Annotated in this window: 22 protein-coding genes and 1 tRNA gene; 19 read left to right on the plus strand and 4 right to left on the minus strand. The window is 33.4% G+C overall.

Annotation, left to right across the window (positions count from 1 at the left end; all coding sequences use genetic code 11):
* The first annotated feature begins 37 nt into the window (after positions 1 to 37).
* From CIGNP85_RS01025 to CIGNP85_RS01095, 15 genes are all read left to right on the plus strand, one after another.
* Positions 38 to 604 (plus strand): GmrSD restriction endonuclease domain-containing protein, encoded by a 567-nt coding sequence (locus CIGNP85_RS01025; protein WP_236845537.1) that lies wholly within the window; start codon positions 38 to 40, stop codon positions 602 to 604.
* Positions 605 to 681: 77 nt separating this feature from the next.
* Positions 682 to 1,065 carry a 30S ribosomal protein S12 gene (gene rpsL, locus CIGNP85_RS01030; RefSeq protein WP_063998572.1) on the plus strand — a complete coding sequence of 128 codons (384 nt, stop codon included), beginning with the start codon at positions 682 to 684 and terminating at the stop codon, positions 1,063 to 1,065.
* Positions 1,066 to 1,134: 69 nt separating this feature from the next.
* The gene (rpsG, locus tag CIGNP85_RS01035) at positions 1,135 to 1,605 is read left to right on the plus strand and encodes a 30S ribosomal protein S7 (RefSeq protein WP_086233970.1); all 471 of its coding nucleotides are present in this window, start codon (positions 1,135 to 1,137) and stop codon (positions 1,603 to 1,605) included.
* A gap of 12 nt (positions 1,606 to 1,617) precedes the next feature.
* Positions 1,618 to 3,693: an elongation factor G gene (fusA, locus tag CIGNP85_RS01040; protein WP_086243888.1), complete on the plus strand. Its 2,076-nt coding sequence runs from the start codon at positions 1,618 to 1,620 to the stop codon at positions 3,691 to 3,693.
* Between the two features lie 34 nt (positions 3,694 to 3,727).
* A tRNA-Arg gene (locus CIGNP85_RS01045) sits at positions 3,728 to 3,804 on the plus strand.
* Between the two features lie 484 nt (positions 3,805 to 4,288).
* A complete protein-coding gene (locus CIGNP85_RS01050) occupies positions 4,289 to 4,528 on the plus strand; it encodes a FeoA family protein (RefSeq protein ID WP_086286672.1) in 240 nt (79 codons plus the stop codon).
* The gene (gene feoB, locus CIGNP85_RS01055; protein ID WP_086268527.1) at positions 4,512 to 6,623 is read left to right on the plus strand and encodes a ferrous iron transport protein B; all 2,112 of its coding nucleotides are present in this window, start codon (positions 4,512 to 4,514) and stop codon (positions 6,621 to 6,623) included. The genes CIGNP85_RS01050 and feoB overlap by 17 nt, the downstream gene beginning before the upstream one ends.
* A 114-nt stretch (positions 6,624 to 6,737) precedes the next feature.
* On the plus strand, positions 6,738 to 7,751 hold the full coding sequence (gene msrB / locus CIGNP85_RS01060; RefSeq protein ID WP_086268526.1) for a peptide-methionine (R)-S-oxide reductase MsrB: 1,014 nt from the start codon (positions 6,738 to 6,740) through the stop codon (positions 7,749 to 7,751).
* Positions 7,752 to 8,077: 326 nt separating this feature from the next.
* Positions 8,078 to 9,424, plus strand: coding sequence for a signal recognition particle protein (ffh, locus tag CIGNP85_RS01065; RefSeq protein ID WP_086224035.1), 1,347 nt, complete (start codon positions 8,078 to 8,080; stop codon positions 9,422 to 9,424).
* A 70-nt stretch (positions 9,425 to 9,494) separates the two neighbouring features.
* Positions 9,495 to 9,722 carry a 30S ribosomal protein S16 gene (gene rpsP, locus CIGNP85_RS01070; RefSeq protein WP_063998335.1) on the plus strand — a complete coding sequence of 76 codons (228 nt, stop codon included), beginning with the start codon at positions 9,495 to 9,497 and terminating at the stop codon, positions 9,720 to 9,722.
* Positions 9,722 to 9,967 (plus strand): KH domain-containing protein, encoded by a 246-nt coding sequence (locus tag CIGNP85_RS01075; protein WP_086226545.1) that lies wholly within the window; start codon positions 9,722 to 9,724, stop codon positions 9,965 to 9,967. The genes rpsP and CIGNP85_RS01075 overlap by 1 nt, the downstream gene beginning before the upstream one ends.
* The gene (gene rimM / locus CIGNP85_RS01080; RefSeq protein ID WP_086268524.1) at positions 9,957 to 10,487 is read left to right on the plus strand and encodes a ribosome maturation factor RimM; all 531 of its coding nucleotides are present in this window, start codon (positions 9,957 to 9,959) and stop codon (positions 10,485 to 10,487) included. Before CIGNP85_RS01075 ends, rimM begins: the two co-directional genes overlap by 11 nt.
* A gap of 3 nt (positions 10,488 to 10,490) precedes the next feature.
* The gene (trmD, locus tag CIGNP85_RS01085) at positions 10,491 to 11,186 is read left to right on the plus strand and encodes a tRNA (guanosine(37)-N1)-methyltransferase TrmD (RefSeq protein WP_086268523.1); all 696 of its coding nucleotides are present in this window, start codon (positions 10,491 to 10,493) and stop codon (positions 11,184 to 11,186) included.
* The gene (rplS, locus tag CIGNP85_RS01090; RefSeq protein ID WP_086224039.1) at positions 11,183 to 11,539 is read left to right on the plus strand and encodes a 50S ribosomal protein L19; all 357 of its coding nucleotides are present in this window, start codon (positions 11,183 to 11,185) and stop codon (positions 11,537 to 11,539) included. The genes trmD and rplS overlap by 4 nt, the downstream gene beginning before the upstream one ends.
* Before the next feature lie 127 nt (positions 11,540 to 11,666).
* Positions 11,667 to 11,954, plus strand: a complete 288-nt coding sequence (locus CIGNP85_RS01095; protein WP_179186968.1) for a cupin domain-containing protein — start codon at positions 11,667 to 11,669, stop codon at positions 11,952 to 11,954.
* A 121-nt stretch (positions 11,955 to 12,075) separates the two neighbouring features.
* Here CIGNP85_RS01095 and CIGNP85_RS01100 read toward each other — a convergent pair whose 3' ends face one another.
* Genes CIGNP85_RS01100 through alaS form a run of 4 tightly spaced genes read right to left on the minus strand, consistent with a single transcriptional unit; the run spans position 12,076 to position 17,583 of the window.
* Positions 12,076 to 14,016 (minus strand): transglycosylase domain-containing protein, encoded by a 1,941-nt coding sequence (locus CIGNP85_RS01100; protein ID WP_086286673.1) that lies wholly within the window; start codon positions 14,014 to 14,016, stop codon positions 12,076 to 12,078.
* The gene (gene maf, locus CIGNP85_RS01105; protein WP_086235840.1) at positions 14,013 to 14,558 is read right to left on the minus strand and encodes a septum formation inhibitor Maf; all 546 of its coding nucleotides are present in this window, start codon (positions 14,556 to 14,558) and stop codon (positions 14,013 to 14,015) included. Before maf ends, CIGNP85_RS01100 begins: the two co-directional genes overlap by 4 nt.
* A complete protein-coding gene (locus CIGNP85_RS01110; protein WP_086269551.1) occupies positions 14,555 to 15,052 on the minus strand; it encodes a hypothetical protein in 498 nt (165 codons plus the stop codon). Before CIGNP85_RS01110 ends, maf begins: the two co-directional genes overlap by 4 nt.
* Entirely contained in the window at positions 15,049 to 17,583 is a 2,535-nt protein-coding gene (gene alaS / locus CIGNP85_RS01115; protein WP_086286674.1) for an alanine--tRNA ligase, read from the minus strand. Before alaS ends, CIGNP85_RS01110 begins: the two co-directional genes overlap by 4 nt.
* 160 nt (positions 17,584 to 17,743) lie before the next feature.
* On the opposite strand from alaS, the gene CIGNP85_RS01120 reads away from it, so the two are divergent.
* From CIGNP85_RS01120 to CIGNP85_RS01135, 4 genes are all read left to right on the plus strand, one after another.
* A complete protein-coding gene (locus CIGNP85_RS01120; RefSeq protein ID WP_086286675.1) occupies positions 17,744 to 17,953 on the plus strand; it encodes an alkylphosphonate utilization protein in 210 nt (69 codons plus the stop codon).
* A gap of 45 nt (positions 17,954 to 17,998) precedes the next feature.
* On the plus strand, positions 17,999 to 19,297 hold the full coding sequence (rmuC, locus tag CIGNP85_RS01125) for a DNA recombination protein RmuC (RefSeq protein ID WP_179186958.1): 1,299 nt from the start codon (positions 17,999 to 18,001) through the stop codon (positions 19,295 to 19,297).
* The gene (locus CIGNP85_RS01130) at positions 19,294 to 20,295 is read left to right on the plus strand and encodes an asparaginase (RefSeq protein ID WP_086227746.1); all 1,002 of its coding nucleotides are present in this window, start codon (positions 19,294 to 19,296) and stop codon (positions 20,293 to 20,295) included. Before rmuC ends, CIGNP85_RS01130 begins: the two co-directional genes overlap by 4 nt.
* Before the next feature lie 123 nt (positions 20,296 to 20,418).
* Complete coding sequence (locus CIGNP85_RS01135; RefSeq protein WP_086234277.1) at positions 20,419 to 21,765, plus strand: FAD-dependent oxidoreductase; 1,347 nt, start codon at positions 20,419 to 20,421, stop codon at positions 21,763 to 21,765.
* Positions 21,766 to 21,800: the final 35 nt, after the last annotated feature.

Genomic DNA, 21,800 nt, shown 5'->3' on the forward strand with positions numbered 1-21,800 from the left:
TCTTTGTTTGTATCAAAATGATATGTGGAGATTTTTTGTGGCTTTTTTGGTTTGGAGAAATAAGGATAATTTTATAAAAGATGAATTTAATGAGAATTTTAATAAAGAATTCGAAATTTATCTACTTGAACTGCTAAAAGCAATGATTGTTAAAATTCTAAATAATAAAACAAATACAAATGAAATTAAAGATTTAGTTTTTAAAATGAATGCAGAGCTAAATCAAAATATAAATTTTTCTTATAGCAAATTCTTGCCAGAGAGATTTTTAAATAATTTTTCTAGTGATATAGAAAGCTATAAATTAGAAGTAGAGCATATTTTACCTAAAACTTGGCAAAATACGAATTTTGATGAGTGGAACGAGACAAGTCACTTACAATATTTGGAGCAAATTAGTAATAAAATTTTGCTTAATAAACTAACAAATATTAAATGCGCTAATAACTTTTTTTCTTTAAAACAAGAAAAATATAAAGAGAATCATAACTCACAAGAGGTAAAAGAACTTGGTAATAGAGAAGATAAAATTTGGTCAAAAATGGATATAGAATCTAGAAATAAAGCAATAGAACAGGCTTTAAAAAATTTTATAAATACATAGAATATATTTCATTTTAAATTAAGTAAAATTTGGATAAAATAGCAACTTTTTAATAAATTTAGTTGAAAGGAAAAATTGTGCCAACCATTAATCAATTGGTCAGAAAAGAACGCAAAAAAGTGATCGTAAAATCTAAATCACCAGCGTTAAAAGAGTGTCCTCAAAGAAGAGGAGTTTGCACCAGAGTTTATACAACAACTCCTAAAAAACCAAACTCAGCTTTGAGAAAAGTTGCCAAAGTAAGGCTAACAAGTGGATTTGAAGTTATCAGCTATATAGGTGGTGAAGGTCACAATCTACAAGAGCACAGCATCGTGCTAGTGCGTGGTGGTAGGGTAAAAGACTTACCAGGTGTTAAATATCATATTGTCCGTGGTGCGCTTGATACAGCTGGCGTGGCTAAAAGAACTGTTTCACGCTCTAAATATGGTGCTAAACGCCCAAAAGAAGCTAAAAAGTAATCTTTTAGGACGCAGACTAGCCCTTAGATATGGCTTAGTTTGAGTAAAATTTAAATTTGAAGGAAAGTTATGAGAAGAAGAAAAGCCCCTGTTAGGGAAGTAATGCCTGATCCAATTTATGGCAATAAAGTTATAACTAAATTTATTAATTCACTTATGTATGATGGCAAAAAAAGTGTAGCTACAGAGATTATGTATGGCGCTTTAAAAGCTATTGATTCTAAAGGTGGAGAGTTAAAAGGTATCGAAGTATTTAACAGTGCTATCGATAATGTAAAACCTATTATGGAGGTTAAATCTCGCCGTGTAGGTGGTGCTACATATCAAGTGCCAGTAGAAGTCCGCCCAGCTCGCCAACAAGCTCTAGCAATCCGTTGGATTATCAGTTTTGCTCGCAAAAGAAGCGAGAGAACAATGATAGAAAAATTAGCCGCTGAGTTGCTAGATGCATCAAATTCAAAAGGTGCTTCATTTAAGAAAAAAGAAGATACCTATAAAATGGCAGAAGCTAATAAAGCATTTGCTCACTATCGTTGGTAATAAGGAGTATCTATGTCAAGAAAAACTCCATTAAATATGGTTAGAAATATCGGTATCGCTGCGCATATCGATGCTGGTAAAACTACAACTAGTGAGAGAATTCTATTTTTTACAGGTATGAGCCATAAGATCGGCGAGGTTCATGATGGTGCTGCTACTATGGACTGGATGGAACAAGAAAAAGAGCGCGGTATTACGATTACTTCTGCTGCGACTACTTGTTTTTGGAAAAACCATCAAATCAACCTTATAGACACTCCAGGACACGTTGATTTTACTATCGAGGTTGAAAGATCTATGCGTGTTTTAGATGGTGCTGTAGCTGTATTTTGTGCTGTTGGTGGGGTTCAACCTCAAAGTGAAACAGTATGGAGACAAGCTAATAAATACCGTGTTCCAAGAATGGTTTATGTAAATAAAATGGATAGAATCGGTGCTAACTTCTATAATGTTGAAGAGCAGATCAAAAACCGCTTAAAAGCAAATCCAGTGCCTATCCAAATTCCAATTGGCGCTGAAGATGAGTTTAAGGGTGTTGTAGATCTAATTACTATGAAAGCACTTGTTTGGGAAGATGATACAAAACCAACTGATTTTGTAGTTAAAGATATTCCAGCTGATCTTGTAGAAAAAGCTGAAGAATATCGCAATAAAATGATTGAAGCTGTAGCTGAGACTGATGATGCTCTAATGGAAAAATTCTTTGGTGGCGAAGAGTTAACTATTGAAGAGATTAAAAAAGGTATCAAAGCTGGTTGTCTATCTATGAGTATTATTCCTATGGTTTGTGGTACTTCATTTAAAAATAAAGGTGTTCAACCACTTCTAGATGCAGTTGTTGATTACTTGCCAGCTCCAGATGAAGTTGAAGCTATTAGAGGTGAGCTTGAAGATGGTACTGAAGTAGTTGTAGATAGCACAGATGATGGCGAATTTGCTGGTCTTGCATTTAAGATTATGACCGATCCGTTTGTTGGACAGCTTACATTTGTAAGGGTTTATAGAGGCCAACTTGAGAGCGGTAGTTATGCTTATAACTCAACGAAAGATAAAAAAGAGAGAATCGGCCGTCTATTAAAAATGCATTCAAATAAACGTGAAGAGATTAAAGTGCTTTATGCTGGTGAGATTGGTGCTGTAGTTGGTCTTAAAGATACTTTAACAGGTGATACTTTAGCTAGTGAAAAAGATAAAGTTATCCTTGAGAGAATGGATTTCCCAGAACCAGTTATTAGCGTTGCAGTAGAGCCAAAAACTAAAGCTGATCAAGAAAAAATGGGTATAGCTCTAGGCAAATTAGCTCAAGAAGATCCAAGCTTTAGAGTTAGCACTGATGAAGAAAGCGGCCAAACAATTATCGCTGGTATGGGTGAATTACACCTTGAAATTATTGTTGATAGGATGTTAAGAGAATTTAAGGTTGAAGCGGAAGTTGGTCAACCTCAAGTTGCTTATCGTGAAACTATCAAAAAGACAGTTGAGCAAGAGTATAAATACGCTAAACAATCAGGTGGTCGTGGTCAATATGGTCATGTATTTTTACGCCTTGAGCCGCTTGAACCAGGTAGCGGATTTGAATTTGTTAATGATATCAAAGGTGGGGTTGTACCAAAAGAGTATATCCCAGCTGTTGAAAAAGGTTGTAATGAAGCACTTCAAAACGGTGTTTTAGCTGGTTATCCAGTAGAAGATGTTAAAGTTACACTATTTGATGGTAGCTACCATGAAGTTGACTCTTCTGAAATGGCGTTTAAACTTGCTGCTTCTATGGGCTTTAAAGAGGGTGCTAGAAAGGCCGGTGCTGTTATCCTTGAGCCTATGATGAAAGTCGAAGTAGAGACTCCAGAAGAGTATATGGGCGATGTAATTGGTGACTTAAATAGACGCCGTGGTCAAATTAGCTCAATGGATGAAAGAGGTGGTAATAAAATTGTTACTGCATTCTGTCCACTTGCTGAGATGTTTGGCTACTCTACAGATTTAAGAAGTCAAACTCAAGGCCGTGCATCATACTCAATGGAATTTGATCACTATGAAGAAGTTCCTAAAAATGTATCTGATGAAATTATCAAAAAGAGAAATGGTTAATACATTTTGATTTTCTCCGCTTCGGCGGAGTTTGCTCCTCATAGCTCAGCAGGATAGAGCGCAGAATTCCTAATTCTGAGGCCATAGGTTCGAATCCTATTGGGGAGGCCATTTTGTAATTAAATAGGATTAATACTCTTTATTTACTTTTATCCAAGTTTTTTTCTTAGATTTTAAAAAATCATAGCTGTTAGAAACCAAATTTAACCTTTTAAGCTTAATCAGTAAAATTATCCTTTTATAAAAATTAAATAAATTTTCTTTTAATTATATTTTATTTATAATACCTAAATTGTAGCATTACAAAATATTCTATTATACGCCAGATAACACAAGATTGCGTCAAATATAATTATTATAGGAATAAAATTTAAGCTGTTCTAGACAATAATAGATTAATTTTATTTAATAAATATTGTTAAATATTTTTAGTTTAAAATCTTATTTATATATTAGTATTAAGCTATCTTGTAGTTGCGCATATGTATTAGCAATTCAAAAATTTCATTCTGCAACATAACCACTATTTTTAATAAAACTTTAATGTATATTTCACTATAATTGATAATGCATTTCATTATTAAAGGTTATAAATATGACTCTAGATCTATTAGAAAACGGTGAAGTAGCTAAAATTTCAAATTTTAACGTAACAGAGCAGTTGCTTGAGCGATTTTTTAGTCTAGGACTTTCTAGGGCTAAAATGGTCAAAAAAGTTTATAGTACTTTAGGTGACTCAACAATCTTAATAGAGTGTGATAGGATGTGCTTAATGCTTAGAAGTGATGAAGCTAAAAGTATCGAGGTGGAAAAATTTAATGAAAAAGATTATTAAAATAGCACTAGTTGGACAGCCTAATGTTGGTAAAACGCTTTTAATTAATGCTATAAGTGGCTCGCATTTAAAAGTTGGTAATTTTGCTGGTGTAACAGTTGAAAAATCGGAAGCTAAATTAAATTATAAAAATTATATTATCAATATAATTGATTTGCCTGGCACTTACTCCATCTATGGTTACTCTCAAGAGGAGAAAGTAACTAGGAATTATATATTGCAAAATGATTATGACCTTATTATAAATGTTGCTGATTCTACTAATCTAGAGCGTAATTTAATCCTTACGACACAGATAATGGAAAAGAATAAAAAGATGATTTTGGTACTAAATATGGGTGATGAAGCTATAAAGGAGGGTATTAATATTAATGTTGATACCTTAGAGGAGCTTTTAGGAGTGCCGTGTGTGCTGGTTTCAGCTAGTACAAAATTAAATTTAGATAAATTGCTTGATTGCATTATTAAAACTTATGAGACTGAGTATAGACAAAATAAGCGTATATTTAGTGATGCGATTGAGAATGAGATACAAAGAATTTATGAGTTTTTAATTGCTAAAAATGATCCAAATATTAAATCGATGAATCAAGATATTAAAGATATTGCTATTGCTTTGCTTAAACAAGATAATGAAATTTATAAAAACCTACATGATAAGCCAATTTTTACTGAGCTTTCACGCATTATTAGCGATAGTCATAAAAATTTATACATACAATATAAAACAGAGTCCGTAAATCAAATTTTTATGCAAGAGTATAGCGATTTTGTAAATGGTGCAATAACTGAGAGTGTTAAATATAATAAGCCTAAAGAAATTAATTATACTAAGATTGTAGATAAGGTGCTAATTAATAAATATATTGGAATTCCTATATTTTTATTTTTTATGTGGTTGTTGTTTTGGCTTACTTTTACGCTTGGGTCTATACCGATGGATTATATAGAGGCTGGGTTTTCTGCGCTTGGTGATGTAATTAAAGAAAATATAGCCAATGAGATGCTCGCTTCACTTCTAGCTGATGGGATTATTGGTGGAGTTGGTGCCGTTATATTATTTTTGCCAAATATTATAATTTTGTTTTTTGGAATAGCACTTTTAGAGACTACTGGATATATGGCTCGTGTGTCATTTTTGCTTGATGGATTCTTTCATAAATTTGGCTTACATGGTAAGAGCTTTATTCCGCTAGTTACTGGTTTTGGTTGTTCGGTGCCGGCTTTTATGGCTACTCGCACACTTAAAAACCAAAAAGATCGCTTACTAACTCTATTTATTATCAATTTTATGAGTTGTGGGGCTAGACTTCCTGTTTATGTGCTATTTGTAGGAGCGTTTGCTCTAGAGTCTCAAGCAGGCAACTGGCTATTTGCTATATATATTTTAGGGGCGATTTTGGGGCTTATTGCTGCTAAGATTCTTAGAATGACGGCATTTAAAGGGCCTGATGAGCCATTTGTTATGGAGATGCCAAAGTATAGAATACCTAATTGGAAGCTAGTTTGGTTTATGGTTTATAATAAAGCTAAAATGTATATTAAAAAGGCTGGTACTTTTATTCTTGCTGCTACTGTGCTTATATGGATAGCTAGCACTTTTCCGTTGCATAAAGATGTAGTAGCAGATTATGAACAAAAGATAGAGCTTGCTACAAGTGATGAACAAAAAGATGAATTATCATTTGAATTAGAAAAATATTTGATAGAAAATAGCTATCTAGGAATGACTGGTAAGATTATAGAGCCAGTTTTTGCTCCGCTTGGATTTGACTGGAGGCTAAGCGTATCGCTTATTAGTGGTCTAGCAGCCAAAGAGGTTGCCATCTCTACAATGGGTGTATTATACTCTTTAGGTTCAGAAGTTGATGAGACAAGTCAAGGTCTAATGAGTAAAATTAAAGAGGCTATACCAGTTGATGTAGCTATAGCGTTTATACTATTTGTTATGATTTATAATCCTTGTTTAGCAGCTACAATTGTCTTTGGCAAAGAGGCTGGCGGATATAAATATATAGCTTATCTATTCATTTTTACTACATTTGTTGCTTATTTGGCTTCGTTTATAGGGTTACATATAGCAAAGCTCTTTTGAGAGTTTTACCCCTTTAAATGGGCTTTTGATTAAATTTAAATCTTAATAATATATTTAGATTTTATTTTTTTGGTTTTGCTAAAATTGTCTAAATTTAGATTTCAAGGTTGTATAATGATAAAATACATAACTACAATAATTCTTGCCATTACTGCTTTAATGGCTAATCCAAAAGGCAATAGTATGGAAAATTTAACAGAGATATATCTAGGTTGTGGGTGCTTTTGGGGGACTCAGGGATATTTTGATCTTATTAATGGAGTGGTATATAGCGAAGTAGGTTATGCTAATGGCATAAGTGACCAAACTAGCTATAATCAGATTGCTCGTACAGATCACGCAGAAGTTGTTAGGCTTAAATTTGATGCTAATAGGGTTGATATTAATGAAATTTTAGAGCATTATTTTCGTATTATTGATCCATTTTCTATCAATAAACAAGGCAATGATATAGGCAGACAGTATCGCACTGGTATATATTATAGTGATGATAAGCTAAAGAGTGTTATAGAGAATTTTATCAGTCGCAAACAGGCTAAATTTACTAAACCAATTGTAGTTGAGATAGAGCCACTTAAGAATTATATAAAAGCAGAAGAATATCACCAAAAATATTTAGATAAAAATCCAAATGGTTATTGCCATATTGATTTAAATTTGGCTAGCAAACCACTATATGATGAAAGCAAATTTAAAATTCCAAGCCTATCTGAATTAAAAGAAAAGTTAAGCGATTTAGCATTTAAAGTAACACAAGAAAAGGCCACTGAGCGACCATATAGTAGTCAGTATGATAAATTTGATGAGCGTGGGATATATGTAGATATTGTAAGTAAAAAACCGCTTTTTAGCTCTAGCGATAAATATGATGCTGGATGTGGGTGGCCTAGCTTTACAAGGCCAATTACAACTGATGCGGCTAGTTATCATAGGGATTTAAGTCATGGAATGGAACGAATAGAGGTCACATCAAGACAGAGCGGCAGCCATTTAGGTCATGTATTTGATGATGGGCCAATTGATAAAGGAGGGCTTAGATATTGTATTAATGGTGCTTCATTAGAGTTTATCCCATATGATCAGATGGATATTAGAGGATATTCTGAATATAAAGTCTATGTAAAATAATTGTTATTTTGAAAGTATGTTTTATTAAATGTCTATCTAGGTTTTAAACTTAGCAAGAGATATAATTATTAATTATTTTTTGCTTGGCGGTAACTGTTAAAGAACCGCTAAGTTTATAAAGTAATCTATAATGAAGTGCTTTTAAAAAATTAATTTAATATTTTATAGCCAATTTTATGCTTTACATATTTGTTTTAGTACTAGTTTGCATCTATGTATTACATAAAATATCTGTCATAAAGGTATAAGTATAGTTAAGCAATTAAAGAAAGTTAAAGAAATTTAGGGTATAATTAGCAATTTTAATCAAATTTAAAAGGTATATAGTGTTTGAACTTATTGGCGAATCGCTAAAATCAGCTGTAAATAAACTTAAATTTGTTGATGATGAAAAGGCATTAAAAAATGCGCTTGAGACGCTGAAAAAGTCGCTGTTAAAGGCTGATGTTTATCACAAGGTGACAAAAGAACTTGTAAGTCTTGTAGAAGCTGATATGAAAAAGGGCACTATAGGCCAAAAGCAGTTTTTAGATAGTATAAAAACTAATTTAACGAATATTTTAACCGCTCCAAATGATGGTAATAAAGGTAGCGGATTTGTGTTTGCTTCAAACCCTCCAACAGTTGTGTTAATGGCCGGCTTACAAGGTGGTGGTAAAACCACAACAACTATAAAATTAGCAAGCTACCTAAAAGCACGTAAAAAACGTGTTTTAGTAGCTGCAGCCGACTTGCAGCGTTTAGCAGCAGTAGAACAGCTTAGACAGCTTTGTAGCGCAAATGAGATCGAGCTTTTTAGTATCGATGGTGAAAATAATCCAGTAAATGTAGCTAAGGAAGCATTAAAAAAAGCAAAAGATGGTCTTTATGATGTACTTTTAGTTGATACTGCTGGTCGCTTGGCAATAGATGAAGCATTAATGAGTGAATTAAAAGAGGTAAAATCTGTATTAAATCCAGATGAAATTTTTTATGTTGCGGATGCGATGAGTGGGCAAGATGGCGTACGCACTGCTACTAGTTTTAATGAGGCTCTTGGTATTACTGGGGTTATTTTAAGTAAATTTGATGCAGATACAAAAGGCGGTGTAGCTATAGGTATAGCACACCAAGTAGGAATTCCGCTGAGATTCGTCGGTGTGGGTGAAAAAGTGGCCGATCTCGAGAGTTTTATCCCTGATAGAATCGTTGGCAGAATTTTAGGCGAGGGCGATTTGGCAACTTTAGCTGAGAAAGCTTCTACAATCATAGATGAAAAAGAGGCCAAAAAGCTCAATAAAAAGATTAAAAAAGGTGAGTTTAATTTTAATGATTTTATAGCTCAGCTTGAGAGTGTTAAAAAACTTGGAAGCATGAAAGGAATCTTAGGAATGATTCCTGGTATGAGTTCTATGGCAAATCAGTTAAAAGATATTGATTTAGATAATTCAGAGCAGATTAAACATATAAAAGCGATGATAAGCTCAATGACTCCAAAAGAAAGAGAGAATCCAGATCTATTAAATAATGCTAGAAAGCGTAGAATTGCTGCTGGTGCTGGACTTGACCAAATGACTGTAAATAGATTTTTAAAGCAGTTTAGTAGTGCTGCAAAGTTGGCTAAAAAATTCTCTAATAAAGATAGTATGAAAGGCTTTGCAAATATGTTGGCAAACGCTAACCGCCCTAAATAATTTAGGGTTTATTTATGGCTATGAATTTAGCTATAACTAAGCCTTATAAAAAATATTTTAGGAGAAAAAGATGGCAACAGTAGTTAGATTAACAAGAATGGGACGTAAAAAAAGACCATTTTATCGTATCGTAGTAACTGATAGTAGAAAAAGACGTGATAGTGGTTGGATTGAAAGTATTGGTTATTACAATCCAATGGTAGAGCCAGAAGTGATTAAATTTGATGCCCAGAGACTTGCATATTGGAAAAGTGTTGGCGCTAAACTAAGCGATAGAGTCGCTCAAATTACAAAATAATGGTTGAAGATTTTTTAAAAGAGTATGCTAAACTTATAAGTGATTCACCTGATATTATCCGCACAGAGCGGATAAATTTAGGTGAGAACTTCGATGAGATTATTATCTATGCTAGTAGGGTCGATACCGGAAAATTAATCGGTAAAGATGGCAAAATGATAAATGCTATCAAAACCGTAGTTATAGGCTATAAAGCCAAAGATCCAACTTCATATAGAATTACGGTAAAAGCTATTGAAGAGTGATTTAGTAGAGGTTTGCATACTTGGTAAAACCGTAGGATTAAAGGGAGCTTTAAAGCTTCATAACCGTAGTGATTTTATAGAGCAGTATAAAAAAGGCGCTAAATTTTATGATAAGTTTGGTAATCTTTTATCCATTAAGAGCTATGAACCTTCTAATTCGCTCGTAATATTTGATGGATTTGAGAGTATTGAAGCAGCAAAAGAGCTTGTAAATCGAGTTTTATACCGTACTGTAGAAGATACTAAAAAGAGTTGTAAGCTTAAAAAAGATGAGTATTTTTATTTTGATATCATAGATTCTATGGTTTATGAGGGCGAGATTTTGCTTGGTAAAATTGACGATATTTTAGAAGTTGGGGCTGGATTTTTATTTGATATTAAGACTAGCACAGAACTTATTAGCAAAGGACTTGCAAAGCAGTTTTATATACCATATCAAGATAATTTTATTATTCAGATTGATATTAACAGCAAAAGAGTAGATGTAAAAAACTCTATGGATATATTGCTTAATTCTTAGCTTATGAAATTTAACTTTATAACCTTATTTCCAAATTTAGTTACGCCATATTTTAGCGATTCTATACTTGGCAGAGCTCAGACAAGTGGACTAATAGAGATCAATTGTATAAACCCACGAGATTTTACTCAAAATAAACATAAAAAAGTTGATGAGTATATGGTTGGTGGTGGGGCTGGGCTTTTGATGAGTGCGCAACCGCTTTGTGATGCGATTGATAGTATAGGGCAGACGCATGTAATTTATCTTACTCCAGCCGGTAAAAAATTTAATCAAAATGACGCTAAGAGACTTGCGAAGCTAGAAAATATTAGTTTTATTTGTGGTAGATACGAGGGTATAGATGAACGTGTTATCGAGATTAGAGTAAATGAGGTTTTTTGCATAGGGGATTTTATTTTAACTGGTGGTGAGCTTGCTGCTATGAGTCTTTGTGATGCTATTAGCCGCAATATTGCCGGGGTTTTAGGTAATGCAAATTCATTAGATATTGAGAGTTTTGAAGATGGAATTTTAGAGGCTCCAAGCTTTACAAAGCCAAATATTTTTAATGGCTCACCTGTGCCTTCAGCTTTTTTAAAGGGTAATCATAGTATAATCAACGCTTTAAAAAATCATATGGCGCTTTGCAAAACTCGGTTTTTTCGCCCTGATTTGTATCAAACTCTTAAATCGCCAAACTTTAAGGAAAAAAGATGAGAAATAAATATATTGAAGCATTTGAAAATGCTCAAATCGCGACTAAGTCTGTGCCTGACTTTCGTGCTGGTGATACTTTGAGAATTGCTATCCACATCAAAGAAGGCGACAAAAGCAGAATTCAAAACTTTGAAGGCGTTTGTATAGCTCGCCGCGGTAGTGGTACTGGTGAGACTTTTATCATTCGCAAAATTGGTGCTAATAGCGTTGGTGTAGAGAGAATTTTCCCTATTTATAGCGATAGCTTAGAGAGTATTACAGTACTACGTAGAGGTCGTGTAAGACGTTCTAAACTATTCTATCTACGTGATAGACGTGGTAAAGCTGCTAGAATTAAAGAGCTTAAAAAATAATTTCTATTGCAATTTCGCCCCTTTTTTTTGGGGCTTCTTCTTTATCTCGATTTTTAATCATTATTTTGGACTTACTGTGGAAAAAATTATTTTTAATTTTAATATTTTTGATGGTGTTAAGACTGCTATGCTTTGTGAGAGTGAATTTAGCAAGGAAATTCGCATAACTATGGCTAAAGATGCGGTTATGAAAGAACATATGGCTCCAAATGCAATTATAGTTCAAGTGCTTCGTGGTGGTATTGAATTTGAAATGAGTGGCAAGATTTTGGTTATGAATGAATTTGATATGATTACATTGCCTGCATTTATACCTCATTCGTTAAAGGCATTAGAAAATTCTATAATAAGACTAAGTTTATCAAAATCAGATAGCCATACAAGAGTTTTTAAGGTAGCAAATAGTAAAAAGTAATTTTTAAATTTGCCTTAATATACTACTATCATTTAAATTTTTACAAAAACTAGCTTTAATTACTTATGCTATAAATAATTAGAGTTTAGATTTGAAGTTATCAAATTTAAACTCTAAAAAACTAAAAAATTATCCCTTCTCTATCTTGCTTTTCTAGGATATTATTTTGTTCTTTTGGTAGCGGAGAAGTAGTTGTATATAATGCATCTACTCCGTTATAAACTTTACGATATACGCCAGGAGGCATATCAAATTTGCGTTTAGTTTGTGGATATTCATTTATATACTCTTGCATAAACTGCTTAAATACTGGTGCGGCTGTTCTAGAACCACCCTCTACATAGCGCATCGGAGTGTTATTGTCATTTCCATACCATATTAATACTTGAATCTCAGGGCCAAAACCGCAAAACCATGCATCTACGCTCTCATTTGTAGTTCCGGTTTTTCCTGCTAGTTCAATTCCATCAACTTTTGCTGAGCGACCAGTTCCATTATTTACAACATCTTGAAGCATTTTAATCATTAGATATGCTTGTTCTGGTTTGATAATCTCGCTGCTTTTTGGCTCGAATTTAAATATCTCACCATTTTTGTTCTCTACAAAATTAATTAGTCTAGTCTCATGTCTAGTACCAAGTCCTGGGAATATCGAGTATTGTTCGCTATAATCCATAAGACTAACTCCAAAGCTTCCAAGTGCAATTGATAGATTATTAGGAATATCTTTAAAACCAAAATCCTCTAAATCTCTTTGAATTACATCAAGGCCAATAGAATTTAAAAGATTTATTGTAGCAAGATTACGCGATTGTTTTAATGCATCATTTAAAGTGATTAAGCCTTTAAAATTGCCACTAAAGTTTTTAGGTTTCCAGTCTTGATCTTCTTTGTTATTTTTATTTACTCCTTCATAAATTCTAGATATATCAGCTATTTTGCTTTGTGGGGATAATCCTTGGTTTAAAGCAATTTGATATATAAATGGTTTAAAACTAGAACCCGGCTGGCGGGAGCTTTGTGTAGCACGGTTAAAGTTGCTTTTGGCATAATCTACACCGCCTACTAAAGCTAGTATATCTCCATTAGTAGGATTGGTGACGATCATTGCGCCATTTAATACTGTGGTATTTGCGTCTTTATTTCGTTTTAGGATTTCGTTATAGCCAAATTTAAGTGCATTTTGTGCTATCTCTTGTATTTTTAAATCAGCATTTAAAGTGATTTTATATCCACCATATCGTATATCAGGATATAGAGGGGCTAGCTGCTTTATAGTCTCATCTACTAGATATGGAGCTTTGTTTTGGGTTAGGGTTTGATCATAGATTTTTGGCGTTTCTTTTATAGCAGCTTGATACTCTTTGGTTGTTATCCAGCCGATATTGTGCATTCTTAGCAGTACATTATTTGCTCTTGAGAGAGATAGATCTAAATGTCTTGTAGGATCATAGCTGCTAGGTGCTTTTGGTAGGCCCACTAGCATAGATATCTCTTTTAAGCTTAGTTCATCAAGATTTTTTTTAAAATATCCAAGCGCAGCAGTCTTAATCCCATAATATCCGTGACCAAAATATACCTGGTTTAAATATCGCTCAATTATCTGTTCTTTAGTTAGAGTGTACTCAACTTCGTAAGAGATTATTAGCTCTTTTAGTTTACGAGTAAATTTTTTCTCACGTGTTAAGAGCATATTTTTGACTAGTTGTTGAGTTAGGGTTGAGGCTCCTTCAACTAAAGACATTGCTTGAATATCTTTAATTGCTGCTCTAAAAATCGCTTCATAATTTATCCCGCCATGTTCAAAAAATGCTGTATCTTCTATAGCAATGAGTGCTTCTATAATGCGTGGCGAAATTTCGCTAAATTTAGCGTATTGTCTATTTTCTTCATCAAAAATATAGGCTACTAAATCACCATTTTTATCATAAATATGAGTAGTTAATTTTGGATTGTAATCTACAATTTTAGATATATCAATCTTAATCTGAGAGTAAAAATATATAATTCCAGCCACGCTAGCTAATGCTAAAATTATAATTAGGTTGAAAATATATTTCATAAAAATGCCTTTAAATTTATAATATCTAGCCCCATGGCTGTGGGTTTGTTGCCGCTTTCTTGTTCTATATATATTTTATTAAATCCTTCTATCATCATCGCTCCAGCTTTATCTTTCCATAATCCACTAGCTATGTATTCATCTAAATGAGATGAATTAAATTTAGCAAATTTATAGCTTGCAATACTTAGCATATCAATAGAGATATTTGGGCTAATAAACTTCATGGCAGTATAGACGCTAGTCAAATTTCCGCTTTGCAACTCTAGCATATATCTAGCGTGCGCTTCATCTGTGGCCTTACCAAGAATTTTTCCGCAAGCTGTTACGCTACTATCAGCAAAAAGAACACGCTCATACTGGTTTTTAAATTTATCAAAAAATTGCTTGGCTTTGTTATTTACGATACTCATAGCATATTTTGCTGGTGGTAAATTTGTGTCAAATTCTTCATCATAATCTAGGCTAACTTGAATAAACTCAACACCATATTCACGCAAAATCATCGCTCTACTAGCTGAGCTAGATGCTAAAACTATCATAAAAATCCTCTAAAAGTAACACCAAGATAGATATTAATAAATGATAAAACGATATTTAAAGGGGTAAAATAATATATTATCAAAACCAAATTTTCATGACTCATAAGCATATCATCTTTTAAAAACGCCTCTTTGGCTTGACGAAATTTATACCAAATATATGCTAAATTTGCCCCAATAAATGCTAAAATTGCTATCTTAGTTTTAACAATTGCTTCGACCATCGGATCGCCAATTGGAAATCGTTCTCCATAAGACATAAACATTCCGCCAAAGCCTAAAAATGCCACTATCGCTAAGGCGCTAAAAAGAAATTTATTAAATTCCTTTAAAATTAGCTTATAGCGATGTGGATTTTGCTCAATATCCTTAAAGCAGTAATGACCACAAACTACTACCGTAATTTGTAAAGCAATAAAAAGCGCTGCAACACTAATATGCATAAATGGCGCAATCTGGTCAAGTCTAGCAAATGAACTATTTAAAGCGTTCAAAGTTTACTCTTAATTAATTTGTTAGCTTCTTCTAAGGCATTTGATATTTTGTTTATATCTTTGCCTCCAGCAGTGGCAAAATCATCTCTTCCACCTCCGCCTCCGCCTACAATTGGGGCAATTGCTTTTACTAATTCTCCAGCTTTTATATTGCAATTTTTAGATCCAGCTGCTAGCATTACCTTGCCATCTTTGGCGCTAGCTAAAAATATTACAACACTATCAAATTTATTTTTTATTTCATCAATTTTTGCCTTGATATCACCATTAAATTCATCAACAACTACATTAATGCCATTTATAAGCTTAGAGCTTAGCTCTACTGATGAAGTGGCATTTTTTATCTCATTTTGAAGAGATTTTATCTCATCTTTTAACTTAGCAATAGCAGCAATTGGACTAGCGCCTTTTAAGCTAGCTTTAATCTCTTCAAGCTCGTTTCTTAGCTCATTTGCGTAGTTTAGTGCAGCACGAGAACAAACCGCCTCAATACGCCTAACTCCAGCACTTACACCGCTCTCTTTGGTAATAAAAAAACTACCTATTTCATTGATATTTTCAACATGAGTGCCACCACATAGCTCCTTAGAACAGCCCAAAGTTAAAACACGCACTTCATCGCCATATTTTTCACCAAAGAGTGCTATAGCTCCACTATTTTTAGCTGAGTTTATATCCATTATTTCTACTTTTGCTTTAGCGCCTGCTTGGATTTGGTCATTTACAAATTTTTCAATTTGGGCTAACTCATCACTACTTACAGGTTTTGGATGACTAAAGTCAAATCTTAATTTATCAGCCTCTACGCTACTTCCAGCTTGAGATATATGTGAGCCTAAAACGCTTCTAAGTGCTGCGTGAAGTAGGTGTGTGGCTGAGTGGTGACGACGGATTTCTAATCTATTTGGGCTTACTTTGCACTCTACTTCGTCACCTACGCTAATAGTAGAACTTACTTGAATTTGGCTTAAATTTAGTTCAAAATATTTTTTAGTATCTAAAACTTTGTTATCATTTATTTTGCCACTATCTCCACATTGTCCACCGCTTTGAGCATAAAATGGAGTTTTATCAAGCATTATATATCCACTCTCGCCAGTGCTTAATTTATTGGTGATTTTAAATTCGTTATTAAGTAGAGCTAGAACACGGCTAGTTGAGCTTAAGCTGTCATATCCGATAAATTCATTTTTGCCAAATTTTTCAAGTAGTTCTTTAAAATCCCCACTCTCCTTAGCCGCATCGCCACTCCCTTTCCAGCTAGCTTTTGCTCTTGCTTTTTGTTCACTCATTAAAGTATCAAATTTAGCAGCATCTACACTTAAGCCTTTTTCTCTTAACATATCTGCAGTTAGATCTAGCGGAAAACCATAAGTATCATAAAGCTTAAACGCTACTTCGCCACTAAAAATATCTTTAGTTTTAGCAAGTTCTTCATTAAATAGATCTAATCCAGCAGCAATAGTAGCTAAAAATCTCTCTTCTTCAAGCTTAATTAGCTCTTTTACATACTCTTTTTTCTCGTTTAGATATTCATAGTGACCACCCATTAATTCTACTACTTTATCTACAAGTCTATACATAAATGGCTCTTTTATGCCAAGAAGATATCCATGCCTTAGGGCTCGTCTTAGAATTCTTCTTAAGACATATCCACGACCTTCTTTATCAAAATTTACGCCTTGAGCTAGCAAAAATACAACCGATCTGATATGATCGCTAATAACTCTAAAGCTTGCACCACTTTCATATTCATAGGTTAAATTTGCAATCTTAGCTACTTCGTTGATAAGTGGCATAAATAGTGAACTATCATAGTTGCTAAATTTGCCCTCTTTAATAGCTGTAACTCTCTCAAGCCCCATTCCAGTATCGATGCTAGGTTTTGGTAGTGGCGTCATAGTTCCATCGCTACTTCTTTCAAACTGCATAAATACAAGATTCCAAATTTCTAAAAATCTATCACCATCGCCACCCATATAATCTTCATCACTATTAAAGTGTTCAGCGCCTTGGTCATAAAATATCTCGCTACATGGCCCACAAGGTCCAGTATCTCCCATTGCCCAGAAGTTATCCTTATCACCAAATTTATAAATTCTCTCTTTTTGGATATGTTTTTGCCAAATTTCATAAGCCTCATCATCGTTTTCATGGACTGTTACATATAATCTATCTTTTGGTAGTTTTAAAATTTCAGTTACAAACTCCCAAGCATAGGCAATTGCTTCAGTTTTAAAATATTCACCAAAGCTAAAATTTCCTAACATTTCAAAAAATGTATGATGTCTGGCTGTATAGCCTACATTATCTAAATCGTTGTGTTTGCCTCCAGCTCTAATACAAGTTTGGCAACTAGTACGAATTGGTGGATTAGGGCGTGGTACATCCCCAGTAAATATACTCTTAAATGGAACCATTCCAGCGTTTGTAAAAAGCAAGGTTGCATCATCAGGAACCAAGGCTGAAGAAGCAACTACTTCGTGTCCTTTGCTTTTAAAAAACTCTAAATACTCTTTTCTAATATCCATAGATTCTATCCTATTTAAAAAAATGGCTAGATTGTATCATAAATTTACTAAATTTATTAAATTTAAGATAAATTTTATATCCAAATTTATCATTTCTAGGTTGCGAAATTTAAGCATTAACTAGCTATAATTTGCTCTTAATTCAACTAAGGGAGAGAATATGGCAAAAGATTCAAATGGTACAGAGCTAAACGCAGGCGATAGCGTTACAGTTATTAAAGATTTAAAAGTCAAAGGCGCAAGCAGTACTATTAAATGTGGCACAACAATTAAAAATATCAAGCTAACTAGCAAGGATGGTGAGGTAGAGTGCAAAATAAATGGCGTTGGGACAGTAGTTCTAAAATGCGAATTCCTTAAAAAAATCTAAATTTAATAAGAAAAGGCTTAGGTTTTTTCTTATATGGAGGATGCGATGGTTGAGATTTTAAGTGGAGTGATTGCAGTAATTGCTAGCGCAAGCTTTTGGTTAGGATTTATGCTATTTAAAAAGAGTGGTCAATTAAGTGCTTTAGGTCAAAGATTGAGTGATTTAAATGCAAATTTAAATATAAAAGAGCAAGAGTTAAATAGCGCAAAAGATGAAAATAAAGAGCTTCAAGAGAAAAATATACAAAATATACAAAAGATTACAGAATTAACAACAAAATTAGAAAATGCAAATGAGACAAATGCTCAACTAAAGGCTCGTCAAGATGAGTTAGATAATAAAACTAGGGAGTATTTTGATCTAAAAACTAAACAGATGAGCGAGAATTTGCTAAATTTAAGTAGCAAAGAGATGACTGAGAGTTCAGCTAAGATTTTAGAGAGTTTAATCACTCCTTTAAAAGATGAGATAAGTAAATATCAAAAGTCAAATATAGAGATAAATAGCGCCTTCAAAGTAAATTTTGAAAATTTAAAAAGTGAAACAAAAGGGGTGATGACGCAAGCGCAAAATTTAGCCGATGCATTAAAGAGCAATAAAAAACTACTTGGTAACTGGGGAGAAATTCAGCTTGATAGTGTATTGCAAAGTAGTGGGTTGATTTTGGGTCAAAACTATGATAGGCAAGTAGCTTGCAAAGATGAAAATGGAAATCAAAAATATCTAGATGTGGTAGTGAAATTTGATGAAAGTAAGCATGCGATAATAGACGCTAAATGCTCATTGGTTAATTATAATGAATACCATAATGCTACAGATGATAGCACCAAGGAGGCTTATGCTAAAGCATTAGCAAAGGATATAAAAAATCATATTGATAATTTAAGTTCTAAAAATTACACATTTTTAGATAGTAAAAATTATGAGTATGTATTTATGTTTATTCCTAATGATAATATGCTGTTTGTAGGACTTGGTGCTGATAGTAGCTTATATGAATATGCCTATGAAAAAGGTGTATTTATAACTACTCCACTTACACTTCTTATGGCGCTAAAAACCGTCTATATATGTTGGCGCAATTTAAAAAGTGATGAAAATGCAATGAAAATCTTTGCTGAAGCTGGAAAAATATATGATAAATTTGATGTATTTATTAAAAATTATGAGAGATTAGAAAATCAAATAATTGCTATGAGTAAGGTTATTGAAGATGGTAAAATTACGCTTTATCAAGGGCGTGGAAATTTAATAAGTAAATTTGAAATGCTCAAAAAGCTTGGGGCAAAAACTTCAAAAACCTTACCATATACTCAAAGCTACGATGAGATAGATACGCAGTGAAAAAGATAGCAATCTTAGCTACTGGTGGAACAATCGCTGGTGCTAGTACTGGGCCGATAAATTCAGTATATGAGAGTGCCAAATTTGGTATTAATGAGATTTTAAGCGAATTTAATGAGTTAAAAAGTATAGCCGATATTAGTGCAGAGCAGATTTGTAATATCGGTTCTCAAGATATGAATGAAAAAATTTGGCTTAAACTCTCACATAGGGCAAATGAGTTATTGGCTAATGATAAAATAGATGCGTTAGTTATAACTCATGGAACTGATACGCTTGAAGAGAGCGGGTATTTTTTAACTTTAACCATAAAAAGCCAAAAACCAGTAGTAATAACTGCAGCTATGCGAAGTGCAAACTCCTTAAGTAGCGATGGAGCGATAAATTTATATAATGCTATAAGTGTCGCAGCTTGTAAAAATAGTGCTAATATGGGTGTGCTGGTGGTGATAAATGATGAGATTCACCTAGCTCGTGAGATTATAAAGACAAATACAACAGCATTAAATGCCTTTGCTTCACCAAATTGCGGTAAATGCGGAATTGTACATTATGGCAAGGCGGTATTTTATACCAAAAGTCTTAGACGCCATACGATGCAAAGCGAGTTTAGTGCTAAATTTTGTGAAGATCTATCAAGCTTACAAAATTTGCCATGCGTAGAGATAGTCTATGATTACGCAGGGGCTAGCGGTGAGGCTGTCTATAGCGCTTTAAATTTAGGTGCAAAGGGTATAATCTGCGCAGCTCTTGGCAATGGCAACCTAAGTCCAAATATGCTCCATGCGCTGAAATTTGCAAATTCTAAAGGAGCGATAGTAGTAATCTCAAGCCGTACAAATAGTGGCATAATTAGTGGAGATGAGTTAGATTTTAATAAGTTAAATTTTATCCTTAGTGATTCGCTTAATGCACAAAAGGCTAGAGTGCTTTTAATGCTTTGTATTGCTAGCGGATTTGATCAAGAGACAATAAAAGAAAAATTTAATATTTATTAGAGTAAATTTGTAACATATAAACTGATAAATTTATAAATATTGTAATTTACTATTTTTCTTTTGTTATCTTTAAGTTTTATTAATATATACTATGGAATTCAAAAATTGTCTTAGGAGTTAAGGATGAAAGAAAAACACTACGAGGTGGTGATAGTCGGTGGTGGTATCAGTGGTGGTGCGCTACTATATGAATTAGCAAGATATACAGATGTTAAAAATATTGCATTGGTAGAAAAGTACGGCGGTCTTGCTACGTTAAATTCAAAAGGAACAGCTAATTCTCAGACTGTACATTGTGGTGATATAGAGACAAACTATACATTTGAAAAAGCTCAAAAGGTAAGCAAAACTGCTAGAATGGTAGTAAAATACGGTTTGCAGCACGGCTATCAAGGTAAATATATGTTTGATGGTCAAAAAATGGCAATTGGCGTAGGTGATGTCGAGGTAGATTATATTAAAAATAGATATGAGGAATTTAAAGAGCTTTATCCATATTTAGAGTTTTATGATAAGGCTGAATTAGCTAAAATTGAGCCAAAAATTATTTTAAATAGTGATGGCACTCATAGAGCTGAAAATGTAGTTGGTATGGGTGTAAAAAGTGGAGAATATACTACAGTTGATTATGGTGCATTTACAACTACATTTATAGAAAATGCTAAAAAAGATAAAAGCGAATGCGATGTATATTTAAATTCAAGAGTAGATGAAATTTACCGCAATGGTGATAAATACTATATCCAAACCGCAAATGGCTTATCAATTAGTGCTGATTTTGTTGTAGTAAATGCAGGTGCTCATTCATTATATTTAGCACATAAAATGGGCTATGGTCTAGACTTTGGTTGCTTGCCAGTAGCTGGTAGCTTTTATTTAACTAAGCAAAAACTTCTAAATGGTAAAGTTTATATGGTGCAAAATCCAAAACTTCCATTTGCTGCACTTCATGGTGACCCTGATATCTTAGCTGATGGTTGTACAAGATTTGGACCAACAGCACTTGCATTGCCTAAACTTGAGAGATATCATGAGAATTGGGGTAGCTTCCTTGACTTTTGTAAGACTTTAAATTTTGACACAGCTATTGCCGGTATCTTGTTTGATCTATTTAAAGATAGTGAAATTCGCAACTATATCTTACGTAATTTCTTATTTGAAGTACCATATCTTAATAAAAAACTATTTGTAAAAGATGCTAGAAAAATTGTCCCAAGCCTAACTACAAATGATATCTATTATGCTAAAGGTTTTGGTGGCGTTCGCCCACAAGTTTTAAATAAAACTGAGAAAAAGCTAATGCTAGGTGAGGCAAGTATTAATCCAAAAACTGGTATAATTTTTAATATGACACCAAGTCCAGGGGCTACTAGCTGTCTTGGCAATGCATTAAGGGATGTTCGTGAAGTTTGTGAATATCTAGGTAGGAACTTCAACGAAGCTAAGCTAAACGAAGAGTTATTTGATTAATATTTTAGGCGGATAATCCGCCTAAATTCTGCCAA

Origin of the sequence: Campylobacter sp. P0085, from assembly GCF_002139495.1 — a bacterium.
In the GTDB taxonomy this organism is placed as follows: Bacteria; Campylobacterota; Campylobacteria; order Campylobacterales; family Campylobacteraceae; genus Campylobacter; species Campylobacter devanensis.